This window comes from Paenibacillus sp. Marseille-Q7038, from assembly GCF_965111595.1.
The window spans coordinates 100,030-117,836 of the sequence record NZ_CBCOOM010000001.1 but is presented as its reverse complement, the minus strand read 5'-3'; the positions used below and the strand labels follow the sequence as shown (position 1 = coordinate 117,836).

12 protein-coding genes and 1 riboswitch are annotated in these 17,807 nt (G+C 42.3%); of the genes, 3 read left to right on the top strand and 9 right to left on the bottom strand.

Going from position 1 to position 17,807, the window contains the following annotated elements; genetic code table 11:
• Nucleotides 1-17: 17 nt before the first annotated feature.
• Together ACWPWY_RS00580 and ACWPWY_RS00575 are read right to left on the bottom strand one after the other, a co-directional pair.
• Nucleotides 18-1,004 carry an RsmD family RNA methyltransferase gene (locus tag ACWPWY_RS00580; protein WP_454189923.1) on the bottom strand — a complete coding sequence of 329 codons (987 nt, stop codon included), beginning with the start codon at nt 1,002-1,004 and terminating at the stop codon, nt 18-20.
• A gap of 49 nt (nt 1,005-1,053) precedes the next feature.
• Nucleotides 1,054-2,751: a methyl-accepting chemotaxis protein gene (locus ACWPWY_RS00575; RefSeq protein ID WP_454192747.1), complete on the bottom strand. Its 1,698-nt coding sequence runs from the start codon at nt 2,749-2,751 to the stop codon at nt 1,054-1,056.
• Nucleotides 2,752-3,005: 254 nt separating this feature from the next.
• On the opposite strand from ACWPWY_RS00575, the gene ACWPWY_RS00570 reads away from it, so the two are divergent.
• On the top strand, nt 3,006-4,154 hold the full coding sequence (locus tag ACWPWY_RS00570) for a glycosyltransferase family protein (protein ID WP_454189922.1): 1,149 nt from the start codon (nt 3,006-3,008) through the stop codon (nt 4,152-4,154).
• Between the two features lie 73 nt (nt 4,155-4,227).
• Nucleotides 4,228-5,319, top strand: a complete 1,092-nt coding sequence (locus ACWPWY_RS00565; RefSeq protein ID WP_454189921.1) for a glycosyltransferase WbsX family protein — start codon at nt 4,228-4,230, stop codon at nt 5,317-5,319.
• A 26-nt stretch (nt 5,320-5,345) separates the two neighbouring features.
• Here the strand turns inward: ACWPWY_RS00565 and ACWPWY_RS00560 are convergent, their stop codons facing one another.
• From ACWPWY_RS00560 to ACWPWY_RS00540, 5 genes are all read right to left on the bottom strand, one after another.
• The gene (locus tag ACWPWY_RS00560) at nt 5,346-5,774 is read right to left on the bottom strand and encodes a hypothetical protein (protein WP_191797075.1); all 429 of its coding nucleotides are present in this window, start codon (nt 5,772-5,774) and stop codon (nt 5,346-5,348) included.
• 125 nt (nt 5,775-5,899) lie between these two features.
• On the bottom strand, nt 5,900-6,850 hold the full coding sequence (locus ACWPWY_RS00555; RefSeq protein WP_454189920.1) for an MsnO8 family LLM class oxidoreductase: 951 nt from the start codon (nt 6,848-6,850) through the stop codon (nt 5,900-5,902).
• A gap of 196 nt (nt 6,851-7,046) precedes the next feature.
• A complete protein-coding gene (metE, locus tag ACWPWY_RS00550) occupies nt 7,047-9,344 on the bottom strand; it encodes a 5-methyltetrahydropteroyltriglutamate--homocysteine S-methyltransferase (protein WP_454189919.1) in 2,298 nt (765 codons plus the stop codon).
• Nucleotides 9,345-9,589: 245 nt separating this feature from the next.
• Nucleotides 9,590-9,791, bottom strand: a riboswitch (cobalamin riboswitch).
• An 83-nt stretch (nt 9,792-9,874) separates the two neighbouring features.
• Entirely contained in the window at nt 9,875-11,287 is a 1,413-nt protein-coding gene (locus ACWPWY_RS00545; RefSeq protein WP_454189918.1) for a deoxyguanosinetriphosphate triphosphohydrolase family protein, read from the bottom strand.
• 375 nt (nt 11,288-11,662) lie between these two features.
• On the bottom strand, nt 11,663-12,103 hold the full coding sequence (locus ACWPWY_RS00540) for a VOC family protein (protein WP_454189917.1): 441 nt from the start codon (nt 12,101-12,103) through the stop codon (nt 11,663-11,665).
• 201 nt (nt 12,104-12,304) lie between these two features.
• Between ACWPWY_RS00540 and ACWPWY_RS00535 the strand changes: the two genes are divergently transcribed.
• Nucleotides 12,305-14,104, top strand: a complete 1,800-nt coding sequence (locus tag ACWPWY_RS00535; RefSeq protein ID WP_454189916.1) for a 5'-nucleotidase C-terminal domain-containing protein — start codon at nt 12,305-12,307, stop codon at nt 14,102-14,104.
• A gap of 330 nt (nt 14,105-14,434) precedes the next feature.
• Here the strand turns inward: ACWPWY_RS00535 and ACWPWY_RS00530 are convergent, their stop codons facing one another.
• Nucleotides 14,435-17,122, bottom strand: coding sequence for a DUF5704 domain-containing protein (locus ACWPWY_RS00530; protein WP_454189915.1), 2,688 nt, complete (start codon nt 17,120-17,122; stop codon nt 14,435-14,437).
• A 443-nt stretch (nt 17,123-17,565) separates the two neighbouring features.
• A complete protein-coding gene (locus ACWPWY_RS00525) occupies nt 17,566-17,796 on the bottom strand; it encodes a hypothetical protein (protein WP_454189914.1) in 231 nt (76 codons plus the stop codon).
• Nucleotides 17,797-17,807: the final 11 nt, after the last annotated feature.

Genomic DNA, 17,807 nt, shown 5'->3' with positions numbered 1-17,807 from the left:
TTTTTAACGAAAGAGCCTTAATCTCTAAGGTGATTATCGGTTTGCCTCTTACAGTACCAGATTTCTCGAACAAAAGAACCCTTCGATGTGGTCACATGGTCTTCGACTCTCCATCCGGTCTGCTCGAGCTGCTGTGCAATTGGCTGTGTACTTACAATGACCGCTTCTGCAGCCAGCTTACCAAGGTGATTTAGCAGTTGCATTTGTTCTTCTACCGGTAAGACGGAGCATACATTATAGGGTAGATCTAAAATGGCGCGATCAGCCTTTTCTTCGAGTTGCGTCATATCTCCAAGCGTAACCAGGGTATCATCATAACCATAATGTCGAAGATTCTTACGAGCTCCTTGTACCGCAAGCGGATTGATATCGTTACCCCGAATGGATATCCCCATGGATAAAGCTTCAATTAAGACATTCCCCATCCCGCAGCAAGGATCAATCATCGTTACTCCCGCGGCTTCAGGCGCTGCGATATTAACGAGTGCTCTGGCAACTCTGGAACTGAGTCCAGTGGAATAATTATGAGGTTTATTTTTGTGATTTAGCCACACACTCTCTGCTTCGTGACATAGACCAAGCATCCATCCTGATTCCAAGTGTATGAGACCAAGTGTAATGTCCGGTTTTTTCATTCTCGCTGTACCCTGAATCCGGCTCCCTACCGCACGTTCTAGTTTTCTTTGCTCGTCATAAGGGTAAGGAATACCTTCTTTCAGATACAACACTTTAAAAGTGGAACCCTCTTCTAGTTCTATGGATTCGGCAAGCACTACCAATTCATCCAAATCAGAAGCCGAGAATAATATATCTACTCTCATTTTAAGAAAAGGACTTCGCGAAGGATCGATGCAGTGATTCGTTATATAAAATGAATTGTCCAAAGCCTCCTGCATTCCCAGCATTCGTTTCAACTCTAGAAAACAAAGAGCCTGTTCACTTTCGTGACAGGCAAAGGTATATAAAAATGTATCGCTCGTTCTATTTTTATTGTGAATGATCATGAGTAACCGTAAATCCCTTCTCATCTCGCATTGTACATACTAGCTTCTATTATACCCGAAGCTTAGAGATGGAAGCGAGCAGTTCCTCTGACAATGTTCTGAGCTTCACAATTCGATCCGCTACCACTTCAAGCGATCCGACTTGCTGCTCTGCCGATGCAGACACTTCTTCTACACCCGCTGCTGACTCCTGTGAAATGGCTGAAATCTGCTGGCTGAAATCGTTCATTTCGCCGCTTAGTTCCTGCATTCCTCCAAGACCCGCTGTCACTTCGTTAATGACAGCCACCATTTCAACTACCGAAGACGTGATCTGTTCAAATGCATCATTCACTTCTTCCATTTGGAGTGTTCCTCGCGTTGTTTCCTGCACTCCACTCTCAAGGGACTCCACAACGGATCTCGTGTCGTGCTGAATTTGAGAAGTCAGTTCGTTAATCTGACCCACCGTCTGCTGAACCGCATCCGATAATGATCTTACTTCTTCAGCGACCACAGCAAATCCACGACCATGTTCCCCTGCTCTTGCTGCTTCAATGGATGCATTCAAAGATAATAGATTGGTTTGTCTTGCAATTTCGCGGATGACATGAACAAGTTCGTATATGCTCTCGTTGCTCTTATCCAGATGGTTCACTTGGTTCATCGACGAGGATACCCGGTTCGCAATCTGGTTCATCTGTTCAATCGACTTCAGCATAATTTGTTTACCGCGTGTTCCTTGTTCAAGAACAAGTTCAGACATGCCTTTAAGTTGCTCTCCTTTAGAGGCATGATCCTGGATATGCTCATTAAGTAATTCAACCGTTCTAGCAGCAGAAGTGGCTGTTTCTGCCTGACTTTCGGTTGCTTTTGCTGATTCCTCCATCGAGATCGCAATTTGCTGGCTTCCGAGTTTCACTTCTTCTGATGTAACTGCAAGATCTCTACTATGCGATTCAACAAGCTTAGATGTGGTCCCAATCTGACTTACGATTTCAACCAGATTCGCCTTCATCTGATTAATCCCTCTACCGAGCGATGTGAGTTCATCTTCTTTCTTCCGGTAAATATCTTTTACTGATAAGTCTCCATCTGCGATAGATTGTACATTCTTCTCAATGTTCTTAATCGGTCTCACTAGTGTACGGATTAATACAAAGTTACTAATAAGTGTAGCAATCATGATTAAGCAAATCCCTAAGTTTAAGACCCATACCGCTTTAAGTGAATTCTTTTCTAGGGTTACGGTCGATTGATCTGCCTCTTGTTGATTAAGTGCAGCCAGTGACGATAACTGAACCAACATCTTCCGATAGGAGTTCTCTGATTTGAGCAACACTTCATAAGCCAAATTCGGATTATTTTCATCTACTATTTCAACGGCTCTCGTATTGATTTTACTGTAAGCATCCCACTCCGTAACAAAAACATCGAATTGCTTTTGAATTTCTTCATTGGGAATATTAGCTTCATACGTTTTTCTAGTGTCGCTAAGAAAGCGAATCGTCTGTAATCGTTCCTCTCCAATTGCTTTTCTCTTCGCCTCATCCTCTGCCAAGTAATAATCATAACTCAGTTTCTGAATATGCTCGGCAGCGAATGTGACATTACTGATTTGGTTCATAGCAGGCATTACTCTTTGAGTAATATCCTTCGCATTGGTCTCCATAGACTTGGTCTGTAATATGGAAACAAATCCAATCACAATCACATAGATTAACAGCATTACCATTACAAAAGTAATTCGCTGCCCTATTGTTTTCATCTTAAACAATGGTTCTCCCCCTACCGAAAGCCTCTAACACACTTCTCTTTATGAGTTTTTTTGTGATAAAGCTCCTTGATTAATTAACTTCTTTCTAATATGTCGGTATGTGAAGGTGAAAATGTGAGTTACTCACTATATAATTAGCCTAAATAATCACCTTTTTCACTTATTTTGGGTTTGTGTCATGAAACATAGCGGTCATTCATCATAAACTACCTTAAAATGCGAAATACAAAGGAACGAAACCAGTCATGAAAAAAAATGAAAAGTCGGTATCTTCTTTGCATAAAAAAACAGCTGCACCCAGAACAAAACGTGCTGTCACCAAAAAGCGAAAAACAGCAAAGGTAACTACAACTACAGCTTCTAAAGTCCTCTCTTTTCCGCAGAAGATTCCTAATCTAGGTGTGCAGGTGGACCATCCTCTTCCTGAGAATCGTAGCTCGGCTAATTCCCTTACTCCCTCTAATAAACCATCCCTTTCTATTCGTGATGCTAAGAAACTACGACTTCTGTTACTTTGGGAAAACGATGCAGGGTTACCTTCAACAGAGATCCGGTTCAGGCAATCTTTACGTATGCTTTTTAAAGAGGTACTTCCGCTGAAGGTTGAGGATAACTTAATTAATGCAATAACACTATATCAACCAGATATACTCCTTGTCGTCGGAAATCGAACAGACCTGCCTCTTACCCATCAGCTTACTTACCTTAAAGACCTTAAGACAGTCCTTTGGTTAAATGATATGCATGATCCTATTCCCTACCTAAATACGTCTCATGATTCTCTAGTCTGGGATTACGTTATTACACAGAATCCAAATCATATTCCCATGTATCAAAAATCAACGAACTCAAAGGTGATCTACTTACCCTTTGGTTCTGACCCTGAGTTATTCGCTCCTGAAAAAGCACCTGCACATATACAGTCCGATCTGCTCCTTCTTGGAGATTACGAACCCCGTTTAGCCCCCTATCTTGATGCCATTCATAGAAGTACTCCGGATGGGCGCATACTCGCCATAGGCAATAACTGGGGAGACATTCCCGGTGTAGAACCTTGGATACCGGAAACAAGTCATGATCTTAAACAGCTCTACAACGGAGCAGACATCATCATAAATTTTGGTGAGAATGACCGAAGACGACTGGATATAGCGGCATGCGGTGGCTTTTTGCTTGCAGAACATGATTTTAATCTGGATATCTATATGAAAACAGGAGAAGACTTTGTTTCTTTTCATTGTCCTGAAGAACTTAGCTCGCATGTAACGTACTATAGGGAACATCCAGAGGAAAAAAGAAAAATCAGCTCCAGAGCTTTGGTGCGAAGCGAGTATGACTATTCCTTTTTTCATCTGATCATGGATTTTACGAATACCCTTCTTGAGGGCCAGTGATTTATGTATTTTAAAAGGGGGCTTTACCTCTTTATATGAACATTTAGATAGAGGGAAAGGAGATGAGTACCATATGAAACTGATCGCTTATTTTCTTCCTCAATTCCATCAGATTGATGAAAACGATGCATGGTGGGGAGAGGGATTCACCGAATGGACCAATACGCGAAAAAACAAACCATTATATAAGAAACATGCTCAGCCGAAAGAACCGCTAAAAGATTTGTATTATAACTTAATGGATGCTTCGATTCGAAAATGGCAGGCAGATGCTGCCAGGTCCCATGGCATATACGGGTTTTGCTACTATCATTACTGGTTTAAGGGAAAGCGTCTGCTCGAAAAGCCGTTCCAGTCTGTACTGAAATCGGGGGAACCGGATTTTCCTTTCTGTCTCTCTTGGGCTAATGAACCTTGGACACGTAAATGGGATGGCGGAAATAATGAAATCCTCATGCCCCAAGATTATGGAGATGAAAAGGACTGGGCCGAACATTTTGATGAACTTCTGACTGCATTTCAAGACCCTCGATATATTCGGATTCAGAATAAACCTTTATTTGTTATCTATCGTCCAGGTGCGATTCCGCGCTGTGAAGAAATGCTTCGGTTTTGGAATCAACTAGCCCTAAGAAGTGGTCTCGAAGGCATCTATTTCGCAAGAACATTAGGGGGATTTGAGATTCCCCCGCAGTCTGGTTTTGAAGCAAGTATAGAATTTGAACCGCATTATACGTTTGCTCATGGGTATAGTGCAAATCTTTGGAGTTATATTAAAACCAAGGATGGGGACCATCTCGTATTTGACTATGACGGAGTATGGGAAATGATACTAGGCCGATCTCCGCATCGAAGCGGTGAAACGATTTTCCCAGGTGCCTATGTTAATTGGGATAACACCCCACGAATTGGAGCCCGTGGACAAAGCTGTATCGGGTCTACTCCCGAGAAATTCAGCTATTATTTAACGAAACAGATGAACCGGGCTGCTTCTATATATCAATCTGAGTTTCTTTTTATCAATGCTTGGAATGAATGGGCGGAGGGGACTTATCTGGAACCAGATAAGAAGCATCATTTTTCATATTTGGAGGCCGTTCAAGAAGCTGTTACACGTCACGAAGATTACATGGAGGCACACGCAAAGCACCTAAAAAAGAGGTGAAACACAAAATCTCTCAGCTTAAATTTTTAAACTCGATGAATACCGATGGTTGGTGTACCGGAAGACACGTCAATAAATAGGACATAGTTATTCCCGTCTGTTCCTTTCAGTACCAAACCAGGCTGACCGCTGTTCGTTGCATTATAGAAATTAACACCACTTGGAGCGGCACTGACGGGCGGGACGGCGGGAACCCCTAAAGACATGAGCTTGGAACCAGCTACCACATTCTCATTCGCACTTAGGCTTTGTCCTGCACCCAAATGTTGCAAAACGGTTGCACTCCCATTTACCTGCAGATGTCCGGCAATGGTTTGGCTGCCATTCACATTAAGGCCCTGCTGAATCGTTTGGTTTTGGGTATTCAAATCTTGTAAAGTTGTACCCCCAAGCACCTGAAGATGACCATTAATTGCTGCATCTCCCGTTACACTAATACTATCGAATGTTGGCATACACTTCACTCCCTTCCTTATTACTCTATTCTATGTAATAAAAAAGAGATTTGCTCTATAGCAAAAGTACAATTATCTATCTTTTAAATTTAAGATCAATAATATAGGAAGAGAGTGAATATCTATTACCCTTTGTTCATTTCTTCCCCTAATAAACCATAGGATAATAGACGTTGTTCATAGGATGCCACACGGGTAAAGATTAGGATCTCGTCACACCCTGTTTCTTGGGCAAGCGCATGCAGCTCCTCTTTGACCTGTTTGGGATTTCCGATAATGACAGGATACGAAGGTTCTTCTGCAATCCCGCCCGTTGCTTTCCGGTGCAAAATAATTGCTTCCTCTTTCCAGGAATGAGCTTCATCTGCAGAAGGAGCACAGATCACATTGACTGCAATACTCGCCATTGGTTTTGCTAGATTCTCTGAGGGGATAAACTGCTCTCTATACTTTTGCAGCATCTCAGTAGCATCCTGTTCACTCATAAACTGACCGAATACATAACCCGTTCCAAACTGAGCCGCGTATTCCGCGCTTTTCACATTGGTCCCTAGCAGCCACAGACTAGGAGCAATCTCCGGTACTGGCTTAGCCACAATCGGCTCCCCGTCAAAGCTATATCTGCCGTGAAGCAAATCTTGAAGCTGTTTAATGAGTTCAGGATATTTGGCTACTTTCTCTAAATAATTTCCGGCAAGAGCCATTGATAAATGTGCCGATCCTCCTGGAGCGCGTCCGATACCCAGCTCAATACGTCCGGGATAGAGTGAAGCCAGCATATGATAATTCTCTGCTACCCGTATCGGATGATGATAAGGAAGCAATACGGCTCCTGATCCGAGTTTAATTCGATTGGTTTTTGCACCAATGTGAGATAACAGCACTTCCGGACTCGCAGATTCGGTATCGGGAAGATTATGATGTTCTGAGGTCCAGTATCTTGTATATCCCCACTCTTCTCCTTTTATCGCGAGATGAACTGACTGTCGAAGTGCCTCTTCGGCGGATACGCCCATTAATTTGGGAACGAGGTCTAAAATTCCTAATTTCAATGATGTAGAACCGAGGTGGTTCATATATACTCAACTCCCTGGTTTATCTATATTCTGCTTAGCATCCTACCCCGTTAAAAAATAACAATTATAATTTATCCAGTATAGCAACCTCATTTCTACAAAATCAAATTTCACCAAAAGAAGGAGAAACATCAAAGCATAAAAAAAGCCGTCTGCCTCACCACTATCGGTGAGACAAAACGGCCGAGATCATTTTTTATAAGGAAGGGACTTGAATTTTGTTCCGTGCTTCTCCAGCAGCTGCCACCATGTTTCGAAGAGCTGCTACTGTTTCTTCTTTCCCTCTTGTTTTAAGACCACAATCCGGGTTAATCCAGAACAGTTCAGGATCAAGCACATCCAGTGCAGAAACGACAACGTCTTTCATTTCTTCTACGGAAGGGACACGAGGGCTGTGAATATCGTAAACGCCAAGACCAATACCCTTGTCATACGTCTGTGTTTTAAAGTTCTCAATTAATTCTCCGTGGCTACGGGAAGTTTCCAGAGAAATAACATCCGCGTCCATCGCCTCGATTGAATCAATGACATCATGGAACTCGCAATAACACATATGCGTATGGATCTGCGTTGTATCGTTAACGGATGAAGTTGATAATTTAAATGCTTTTACCGAATCTGTCAGGTAAGATTCATGATCGGCTTTTTTCAGCGGAAGTCCTTCACGAAGTGCCGGCTCATCCACTTGAATCATCTCAATGCCAGCAGACTCTAGTGCTTCAACTTCTTCACGAAGTGCAAGTCCAATCTGGTAAGCAACTTCACTGCGCGGAATATCTGTACGAACGAACGACCAATTCAGAATCGTTACTGGTCCTGTTAACATCCCTTTTACCGGTTTTTTCGTAAGGGACTGAGCGTATACCGTTTCTCTCAGTGTCATTGGCTCTTGATATACAACATCTCCAAAAATAATCGGCGGCTTCACACAGCGGGAACCATACGACTGAACCCAGCCTCCTGCTGTAAAGGCAAATCCACCCAATTTTTCTCCGAAGAATTCAACCATGTCTGTCCGCTCAAATTCACCATGAACCAGTACATCAAGGCCTAGTTCTTCTTGAATGTCGATCCATTCTTTCGTTTGCTCATCTACAAAAGCTTCATACTGCTGATTGTCCAGTTGCCCATTTCTCCATTGTCTTCTCGCCTTACGAACTTCAGCGGTTTGTGGGAAACTGCCGATTGTCGTTGTAGGAAGAATAGGAAGATTAAATCTCTTCTGCTGAGCAGCATGTCTTGCTGAGAAATCAGATTTTCTCACGAAGGAAGACTCAACCAGATTATTTACAGCTTCTCTTACCGTACCGTTACTGCGGAATACGGATGTTTTCAGTTCAGTGAGTGCCTTGCGGTTCTCAGCCAAAGCTTCTTGAATGACATTCTCATCTTCTGCCGCCCATTTCACCAACAGCTGAATTTCATCCAATTTCTCTTCTGCAAAAGCTAACGAATTACGCAGAACAGGTAGCAGTGCATCCTCTTTTGCAAGAGATACCGGTGTATGAAGCAAACTGCTGGATGGTTGAATGATCAATCGATCTGGGGATACGATCTTACCGAGCTCTTTTATCACCTGAATGCGCTCCGTCAGATCACTTCTCCATATATTCCGACCATCGATCAGACCTGCAGCGAGAACTTTGCTCTCCGGGAATCCAAGCTCACGAATATGTACAAGATTCGCTTCGCCACCGTGAACAAGATCTAGACCAATACCTTGAACAGGCAGACTCACAACTTTCTCATAATCTCCAACTGCTTCGAAATACGTCTGCAAAATGATCTTAAGCTGAGGTGCTACCTTATTCAGTTCTTCATAAATACGCTCAATCTGTTTCCAATCTTCTGCTGGAATATCGGTAACAAGGCTAGGCTCATCGATTTGTACCCATTCTACTCCCGCCTGCTGTAGTTCGGAAAGCACTTCACAATACAGTGGAAGGAAACGTTCTACAAGGGAAGGAAGTTCATCGTTTGCATACCCTTTTGATAATTTAAGAAAAGTATAAAGTCCTAGAAGAACTGGTTTTCCTTCAATGCCAAGTTCCTGTTTTGCTTCCAAATAAGCGGCAAGTGGACGATTCACCGTTAGTGACGGATTCGCATCAGCGAGTTCAGGAACGATGTAGTGATAATTGGTATTAAACCATTTTGTCATTTCGGATGCGGCTGCCTGATCGTTACCGCGAGCCATTGCGTAATAAGTATCCAAAGATACCTCTCCACCTTCGTACCCATAACGCTTCGGAACAATGCCAAACATTGTACTTGTATCAAGGACATGATCATAAAGTGAGAAATCGCCTACTGGAATAAGATCGATTCCTTTCTCTTGTTGCAGTCGCAAATGGCCAAGGCGAATTCCTTTTAATTCTGCAAGAAAATCAGATTCACTTACTTTCCCTGCCCAAAAAGATTCTAGTGCTTTCTTCCATTCACGATTGGCACCAATTCTCGGATACCCTAGATTACTACTGATCCATTGACTCATTTCCTTACCTCCGTATAGGTATAATATGAATAACTTGTTTCATCTTCGGTTGGGTTACGAATGGCAAAAAGGGACGTCTTCACCTAGAGAACTCTTCCGTCTTTATTTACGAAATGCAGAACTCGGATGTCTACATTTGTAACGTAAAAACGTTGCTGTTTCCTTACTTACCTAGGGTAAAGACGCCCCTTGTTCTTGATCAGACAGGTAGCCATCTTAACACCTTCCTATCTCCCGTAGGTACAGCAGTGTTGTCAAAACAGGCAGGTCTCCTGGCTCCAGAGGAAGATACGTAAGCTATGCGCCTTCCCAGTTCATCTCATGAACCAGTGGCATAGTGCAAGCTACATCTCTGTTACAGTGGCGGGACCGCGCCGGTATCTCACCGGTCTTCCCTATTAAGTACGGCTACATATAGCACCGTACACCTGTTTCCACGATATTTAGTTCATTCCTCAATTTTTCATAAATGGAGGTTGTATCCAATATACACCAAGTATATCTCTATGAATAGTGTTTTTTAATATTATTTAATCCAGGTCATAGATTGAGCCGACTTTTAGACCATATAATTCATTGTATATTTTCTCAGCGAAGGCATCCGTCATCCCCGCGATATAGTCTATAATCATGTGTTCCCAGGTCCATATTGGATTCGGACGAGCCTGGTCTTTCTCATACCTTTGCAGCCAGTCCGATGGAATGATCGATTTTGAAGTAGAAGGATCGTTAAATGCATACCATAAGCGCCGGAGAATCCATTCACTTCTTTTTTGCAGACGCTGAACTCTAAGATCTTTGATCATCGTTACCCAAGCAAAACTTTTCAGCACACTCACCGTACGGAGCATATCAAGATCCTCTTTTCCTTCCTTAACGAAGGTCACTTTTTTCCAGTCTCCGGTATCAATAATCCCCAAGGAACTAACAAATAAGCTCACCCAATATGCTTTTACTTCCCGGCGGGTACGAGAAAAATCATGGTCACAGCCAGGTATCTTTTCTTCCCAAATTCGCAGGAAACTACTCAGTACCTCTTCTACCTTTGGTTCAATGGCTTCTTTCGTCCACCCCAACCAGAATGCATCATCGAGCGTCATGATCTTATCAACAATAAGCCGTTTAATGTGCGGGTCATGCAAAAAATGTTCATGAACTTCGATTTTCCCTGCCTTAATTCCATCTTCTAGATCATGAGCAGAGTAAGCAATATCATCACAGAGGTCCATAAGCTGGGCTTCTAGTGTTTTTTGTCCTTTCGGAATTTTCCACTCGCTGCGAATTTCACTGATGTATTGCCACTCATGTTGGTACATCCCTTTTTTGTTCTCTATACCGGGATAAGGGTATTTATTAACTCCGAGAAGCACCGCATCCGACAGATTTAATCCGTCTATATTCTCACGCTTTTCAAGGAACATCATCAACCGAAAATTATGGGCGTTCCCTTCAAAATGTTCATATTTTCTGCGCATGGCCCCGGTTACTTTATGCACTTGGTTTGGTGATGCCTTGCCTGTTCCATTTCCATCCACAATGGACTGTGTTTTCTCCTGAACTAGGTTCGTTAAAATACTATCGAGAACTTCTTCTCCTTTATGTCCAAAGGGGGGGTGTCCGAAATCATGAGCAATAGAAGCACATTCTACTACTTCCGGGTCAATGACGAGCCCTGGGTTATCTGCCCTGCCAAGCTCCGCATCAGGATATTTCCGGAGCAGACTTCGAGCTGCTTCCCTTGCAATCTGCGCCACCTCAAGCGAATGAGTAAGCCTTGTGCGATAGTAGTCACCTGTACCTGCACCGAATACCTGGGATTTTCCCTGTAACCGGCGAAACGTCGGTGAATGAATTAAGCGGGAATAGTCTCTTTCGTAAGTAGCCCGCGAACCTTCAAGTTTATCTATCTCTGCATATTGTCTGTGTTCACGTAATTTGTCCATATGATTTCCTCCGTTATTTCAGGGCATCCAATCCACGTTTTATCTTTTCTTTTTACTCACTCTACTCAAATCATTTGCACTCGTCTATCCCTTACGGAAGATTTTCATAGATATTTTTAATTTTTCAACTTTATCACTAAAAACCATCTTTTATTTCTTGAAAAAATCCGTGTTTCTTCTATTATATAAGTTAATCTTATAAGTGGTTTTTCTTGGTAGGGAGTAACTTGGAGAAATACTGTCTTATGGCAGAACTACCACAGCCTTAACGTTTATATTAAAAAAACACCCGTCTCAAAAAAAGGGACGCGTGCTCTTATTTATTTGATCTCATCCCATGTGTATTCATGAGCGTTTTTCATACACGTTCTAAAACTATAATTTATCCCAGTCTTCCCATGGAATCACGCCAAGTTCTGGTCTCGCTTCTCCTGGAAGCATGGACAGCCACTCGATTGAATGACCGTCCGGATCTTCTGCATACATAGAGACAGCAGGCATCCAGCCAAAAACATAAGGTCTGCCAGTCTTGTCACCGACAAAATTACCCAGAAGCACTCCTTTTTGAGTGAGAGTGTCTATCGTCTTTGTAAATTCAGACAGCGGTACCTCAAAAGCAAAGTGTTGCCTGAAAATTTCATGCGGCTCCTTCTTCCACAAACCAAGCATGGCATTTCCTTTTCCGCCAATCCAGTAAAACCGGGCACCCCGGCTATCGGTATGAGCGAGTTCCAGTCCAATCTGGTCTTCATAAAATGCAGCAGATCGTGTCAGATCCAGTACATTGAGATGTGTTTCAAACAATCCTCTAATCATTGATCATTCCTCCTTCCATGAAAATAAGGGTTTTACGTTAATTCGTATTCAAAATAGACCATACTATATATATATTCTACTTCATACCTTCAATGGTGCAACCTTCCATCCATTCAAAAAAACGAGTAAAAAAATAAACTATTTTTGATCGTTATTTGGTAAAATGTGCTTGAGATATAAATTGGGAGGGTTGAAACTTATATGTATAAATGGAAAAAGGCATGGTCAGCGATTGCAGTTTCCGCATTATTTTTCAGTTCAGTGGGTTTTGCTAATGCAGCGGCAGTAACACTAGGCTCGGTTACCGCACCTGAGCAAAAAGGAACTCACATCACCATCCTGCATACAAATGATACACATGCGAGGGCGGTAGAAGATTCTCCAAACATGGGATACGCCAAAGTAGCAGGAATTGCAGACAAGTATCGCAAGGATAACCCAAACACTCTTCTACTGGATGGCGGTGACGCGATTCATGGAACAACCTTCGCTACGCTCGTTAACGGGGAAAGCATTGTGAAAGTCATGAATGAGATGGGCTATGATGCCATCGTTCCCGGTAACCATGAATTTAATTACGGCTGGGAGCATCTAGTGAAGCTCAGTAAAGATTTGAATTTCCCTATGATTAGTGCCAATGTGAAGAAAAAGGACAGCACAGGACTTTTTGATCCCTATATAATAAAAGAAGTAGATGGTGTGAAGCTTGGAATTATTGCTCTTACTACGCCGGAGACTGCTTATAAGACAAATCCGAAAAACGTAGAAGGCATTGAGTTCACGGATCCATCAGATGAAATGCAGAAATACGTAGATGAACTTCGTAACAAAGTAGATGTTATCGTTGCACTCGCTCATATCGGGCAGGATGATTCGGATACAGATAATACATTTGATGTGGTAGATGAAGTGGATGGCATTGATGTTTATATTGATGGTCATAGCCATACCACACTCGAAGATGGCATTGTGGCGGATAATGGGACATTAATTGCCAGTGCCGGTGAATACACTAAATATGTTGGGGTCGTAGATCTATGGGTTGACGGCGGCGACGTGGTTAAGAAAAAAGCCTCCCTTATTGACGAAAAAGAAGCGGCAGGAATTGCTCCCAATGAAAAAGTAGCAGCTCTAGTCGGTTCCATCACCAAAGAACAAGCACCGATCCTTGACGAAGTGGTAGCAAATATCGCGACCGATCTGGAAGGTGCTCGTGAGAAAGTACGTACAGGCGAAACCAATCTAGGAGACCTCATTGCAGATGCCCTTCGTGATGTATCTGGTGCGGATGTAGCCTTAACGAACGGCGGCGGTATTCGTGCTTCAATTGAAAAAGGTGAAGTAACCAAAGGCGAAGTCATTACTGTTCTTCCTTTTGGTAACCAGATTGTTACACTGAACGTTACAGGCGAAGACCTCATTGCAGCACTCGAAAACGGGGTAAAAAGCTATCCAGAAGCAAGCGGCGGATTCCCGCAAATCTCCGGCTTTACTTTTAAGATTGATCCTTCAAAAGATGCGGGTAATCGCGTTCATTCCGTGATGGTTGGCGGAAAAGCAATTGATCCAGAAGCAACCTATTCCCTAGCAACCAATGATTTCACGTCCATCGGCGGCGATGAGTACGATATGTTCAAGAAATATAGCCAAGCAGGATTGTACGGTTCTCTGGATGAAGCGTTAATTACTCATTTGCAAAAGTTAGGGAAAGGAACCGTTACTACCGATGGTCGGATTTCGGAAGGAACAGCACCGGTTGTTGCTCCGCCAACAGAAGAAAAACCAGTTACTGAGGTTCCTGTTAAACCCGAAAAGCCAAGTAAACCTTCTAAACCGGTTACGGAAAAACCTTCCGTATATGTTGTAAAATCAGGAGACACTTTGTATTCCATTTCCATTAAATACAACACGACTTGGCAAACCCTTCAACAACTCAATAAGCTTACAAATGCACATTGGATCTATCCAGGTCAGACTTTAAAGCTCCCAGTTGCGTCTTAATGTCAAAATATAGATCAAAAGTCATGCTTGTACCATATTTTTTCTAAAATATTCTCTCTATTCTATTAATATTTTCGCCATATAACCGATAATATAGTTAAGAAGTCGCGATTATGTAGCTCGTAGGCAAACCCATATGTAAGTTTTAAACAAAAAAGTAGTCTATTAGTAATAGTTTGTAGCAAGATAATGAATGGTACCCACATAAGTAAGGCGAAAAATATCATAAGAGCGTTAAAAATTTGAACAGCATGCTCAAAAAGGCCCTGCATTTGCAGGGCCTTTTTGGTGTTTGTTTTTGAAAGTAAGATGCGACTCTCTCTCCTCCACTTAATGAGGAGCCTCCGAAGAGAAGTCGTCTCGGCTAGATAGGTCACTGTTGTAATACAGCACATCTCCATCCAATGATGAAAATGAATACCCTTTAGGCGTAACAAATCCACGATCATATCCTTCTAACCTCCACTGATTCATCAGCGGGGAATGAATGTATTGCAAGTGAGGATTCGCCGTGTCTCCATTCTGAATACTTTCCATATTAAAATTAACAATGATATACCCATTTTTCAGCAGTACATCGGATTGGTCATCCAGCATTTCAGCTCTTGCATACTTCTCTAGTGAAGTTCCTTTCTTCACCGCAACGACATCTGCTGGTAAGCTGTATTCACCATACCAATGCTGGATCGAGGCACTAGCCCGATACGGATCAACGCCTTCAGGCAATTTATCTTTTGGACCCATGAACGTACGCAAATCACGGGATAGTAACATCCAGGAATAGCGCCCTGCCCAAGAAGGAGTTTTCGCAGCTTGTGTTACATACTGGGCTGTGTAGACGTCTTTTGAAGTCTGGTGACGTTCCGCATCAGATAATTCTTTTGCATAACGATAAGCTGCCGTATCCACCATTTCCGTAAGGGGTACGTTCCGCAAACGTGTATTTAGCACGACGAGTCTTTTCTCTTCATCTTGCTCCGAACCAATCCGTATAAAATGTTTGTTACCTTTGCTGTAATACAGATCCACTTCTTGTTTCTCCGTTCCATCCTCAGCCACATAATAAAAGGTAGGTGTAATTCGTATTCCATCGGTGGACGAGAACATATTGCCTTTGGTCTTTAGATCAAACTTGAAATGATAACCTGTGTTCACCGCTACATTCGCGTAACTCTCAATCGGATGACTCCCTGGTCTCACAGGCAGGATATAAGGCAGTTTATTTCCTCGCGCTGCTCCGTCTATCCCTTTGAGTCCTGTCCAGTAGCTAAAACCAGAGGGTGCGTAACTTCCTAGACTACTACGGAATACATTCTCCCACTCGTAATCTGCTATGTCTGTAATGTGAAAATCATATAATCGTCCAATGACTTCAACTTCTGCCGAATCTGTGGCAACATGATGTGAAAGGTTCGTATTGGCATCCGGCTGATGGCTAAAATCGGCTGGTGCGTTCTCAGCAATCGTACGGAATAATACCGTATAGTCCTCTTCGTCTACCCATACCGGCAGGAAAAATTCCATTTCGAGCTGAGTTACTGGGACAGAAATCCAAGTGTTCTTGGGATAGAAAGTACGCTGATCCCCGCTGTATACATCAAAGGGAAAATAAACTTCCTTACTTCTCACATACTTCGCATAATCACGATCTCCATATCCAGGATAACTGACATGCTGTCCCTCTGTTGGGATTCGTACCTTAAATGGTCGATCTAGGATAAAAGCTGCCCGAGCCGAATTCGGTTTTGTCTTTTGATTATGCTCCTGGTCATCCGTTACGGAAGAGTAATTAACCACAGGGGTATGAACAGTAACGCTATTGATTGGAGCTACCGGATAAGTTTTATCTCCACTGCCGCCTATGTTAGTAGGCAGTAAGCCATACTTGATGCTTCCAGAAGAGGAGGTATGGGCTTTGTTCGTTAAAGAACGGCTGATCAGTAACCGATCCTGGAAAAGCACCTGTTCTCCCGTTTCCTTGTACGATCCAATCTTAGATGGATTCGGTATTTTCGAGGGAGTAGGCCCATTCTGTGAGACCGTGCTTCCATCCATTACTGTGGTAGTACTGCCGCCATAAGAAAACTTAAGGGCATCATTTTTCACATCAGGAGGTTTAGTTTGCCCTTCAGCTAAGGCCTTTATTTTCGATGTATCATCAGGAACAGAGGGCTTAGAATATCCGCCTTTATCGACGACTTCCGGTGTAAAACGAATATCGCCTGTTTCTTTCGGCATAACATGCACCTCTACATCTTCAGCATGCTCCATATTAATAATAGGAGGACTGTACCCTTTGGGGCGTAGGGTTATGTTTCCGCTAGGCAAAGCATAGTTACTCATCGTTGCTTCATTGATCTGATAGACTTCAAGATTATTAATCTTCCAGTAAGAGTAGTCTCGTGTAAAAGAAAAAGGATAGCTTTTCACTTCCGTATCTGTCTTATCAATATCAGGTTGCGGCGTTTTATTCCCTTTTTCATCTACTTTGTCCGGTTGTTTTTCCTTCCACTTTAATACGTAAGTAGCTTCTACATTACAGGTGTATGTGACTTTCCCTTTCTGCTGACCAAAAGTATGTTGATATAAATAGTTCATAGCCCACGTATTCGCATAGAGATTCTCCGAGGTCGGAATACCGAGAGTTGCATCAAACTGTCTTCTATTCGAGTTGTTATCTGCAAGGATATGTCCTTGTGCGCCTGGATCCATGAAAGATGATACAGGTGAAGCCACTTGAGATGGTGGATTTATATTGTAGGTGCAGGCCCCACCTCCACTTGGATCAGAGGGCGTTGGCGGTGGCGGATCTTTTTTTGATTCATAATAAAAATTCACGTAATAGATCGGAAAACTAGCATCATAAGTGAATTGAGGAGGATCACCTGGTAGGATGTCACCTCCACTTGGTGAAGTAACTGTACTTTTCTTATAACCTATGTATGGATAATCTGCTGTCCCTGTAGTATGAGGAAAGTTATAAGCCTTATCTTTCTCGATCTTCTCTTCACGATTCATGAAACCAGACACTCCATCAAGAGACTTACCCGTGGTAGTGTAATGTTTTATGATTGCTTGGCCTTCTTCAGGTTCTAGTTCGATTCGGAAAAGGGTTGGGAAGTAATATCTCCATCCTTCTACATTTGGATCAAAATATGTTCCCTTATCATGCTCTTCCTTTTTTCGGTTTATTGGTATCGTTGCATCTAAATAACCTGAATTTACAAATACGTCAAGGACTACAGAATTAGTTCCAATCCCTTTAACATTACTTTTACTAATTGTATATGCTTTACTTGAAGTAGATCTAATATATTCTATTTTCTCTCTATCTAATAGCTCGTCTTTTCTAGATATATCAAAAGTTTCATCTGCGTATTTCCAATCGTATTTAAATTGCTCGGCATTAACACTCTTAACTTTTCGGGTGGTGGAAAAAGTGAATTCATAATCTCCACCATCTACTTCTGACCAAGTATTTGGTTTTTTTCATTGGTCCAGCTTCCATCTGCCTTTTTCCATACCTCGAAATACACCATCCCAACAAAATAATAAACATTCTTATCAGAAGGATCTTGAAAAAGTCTACTCATACCTATAGCTTTTGCTTCGGAAGGATGAATGAATACAACTGCTGATAAAACAAATATCAAACTCATCAATCCACTAATCCATTTTTTCATATGATTCATACTCTCTTTAT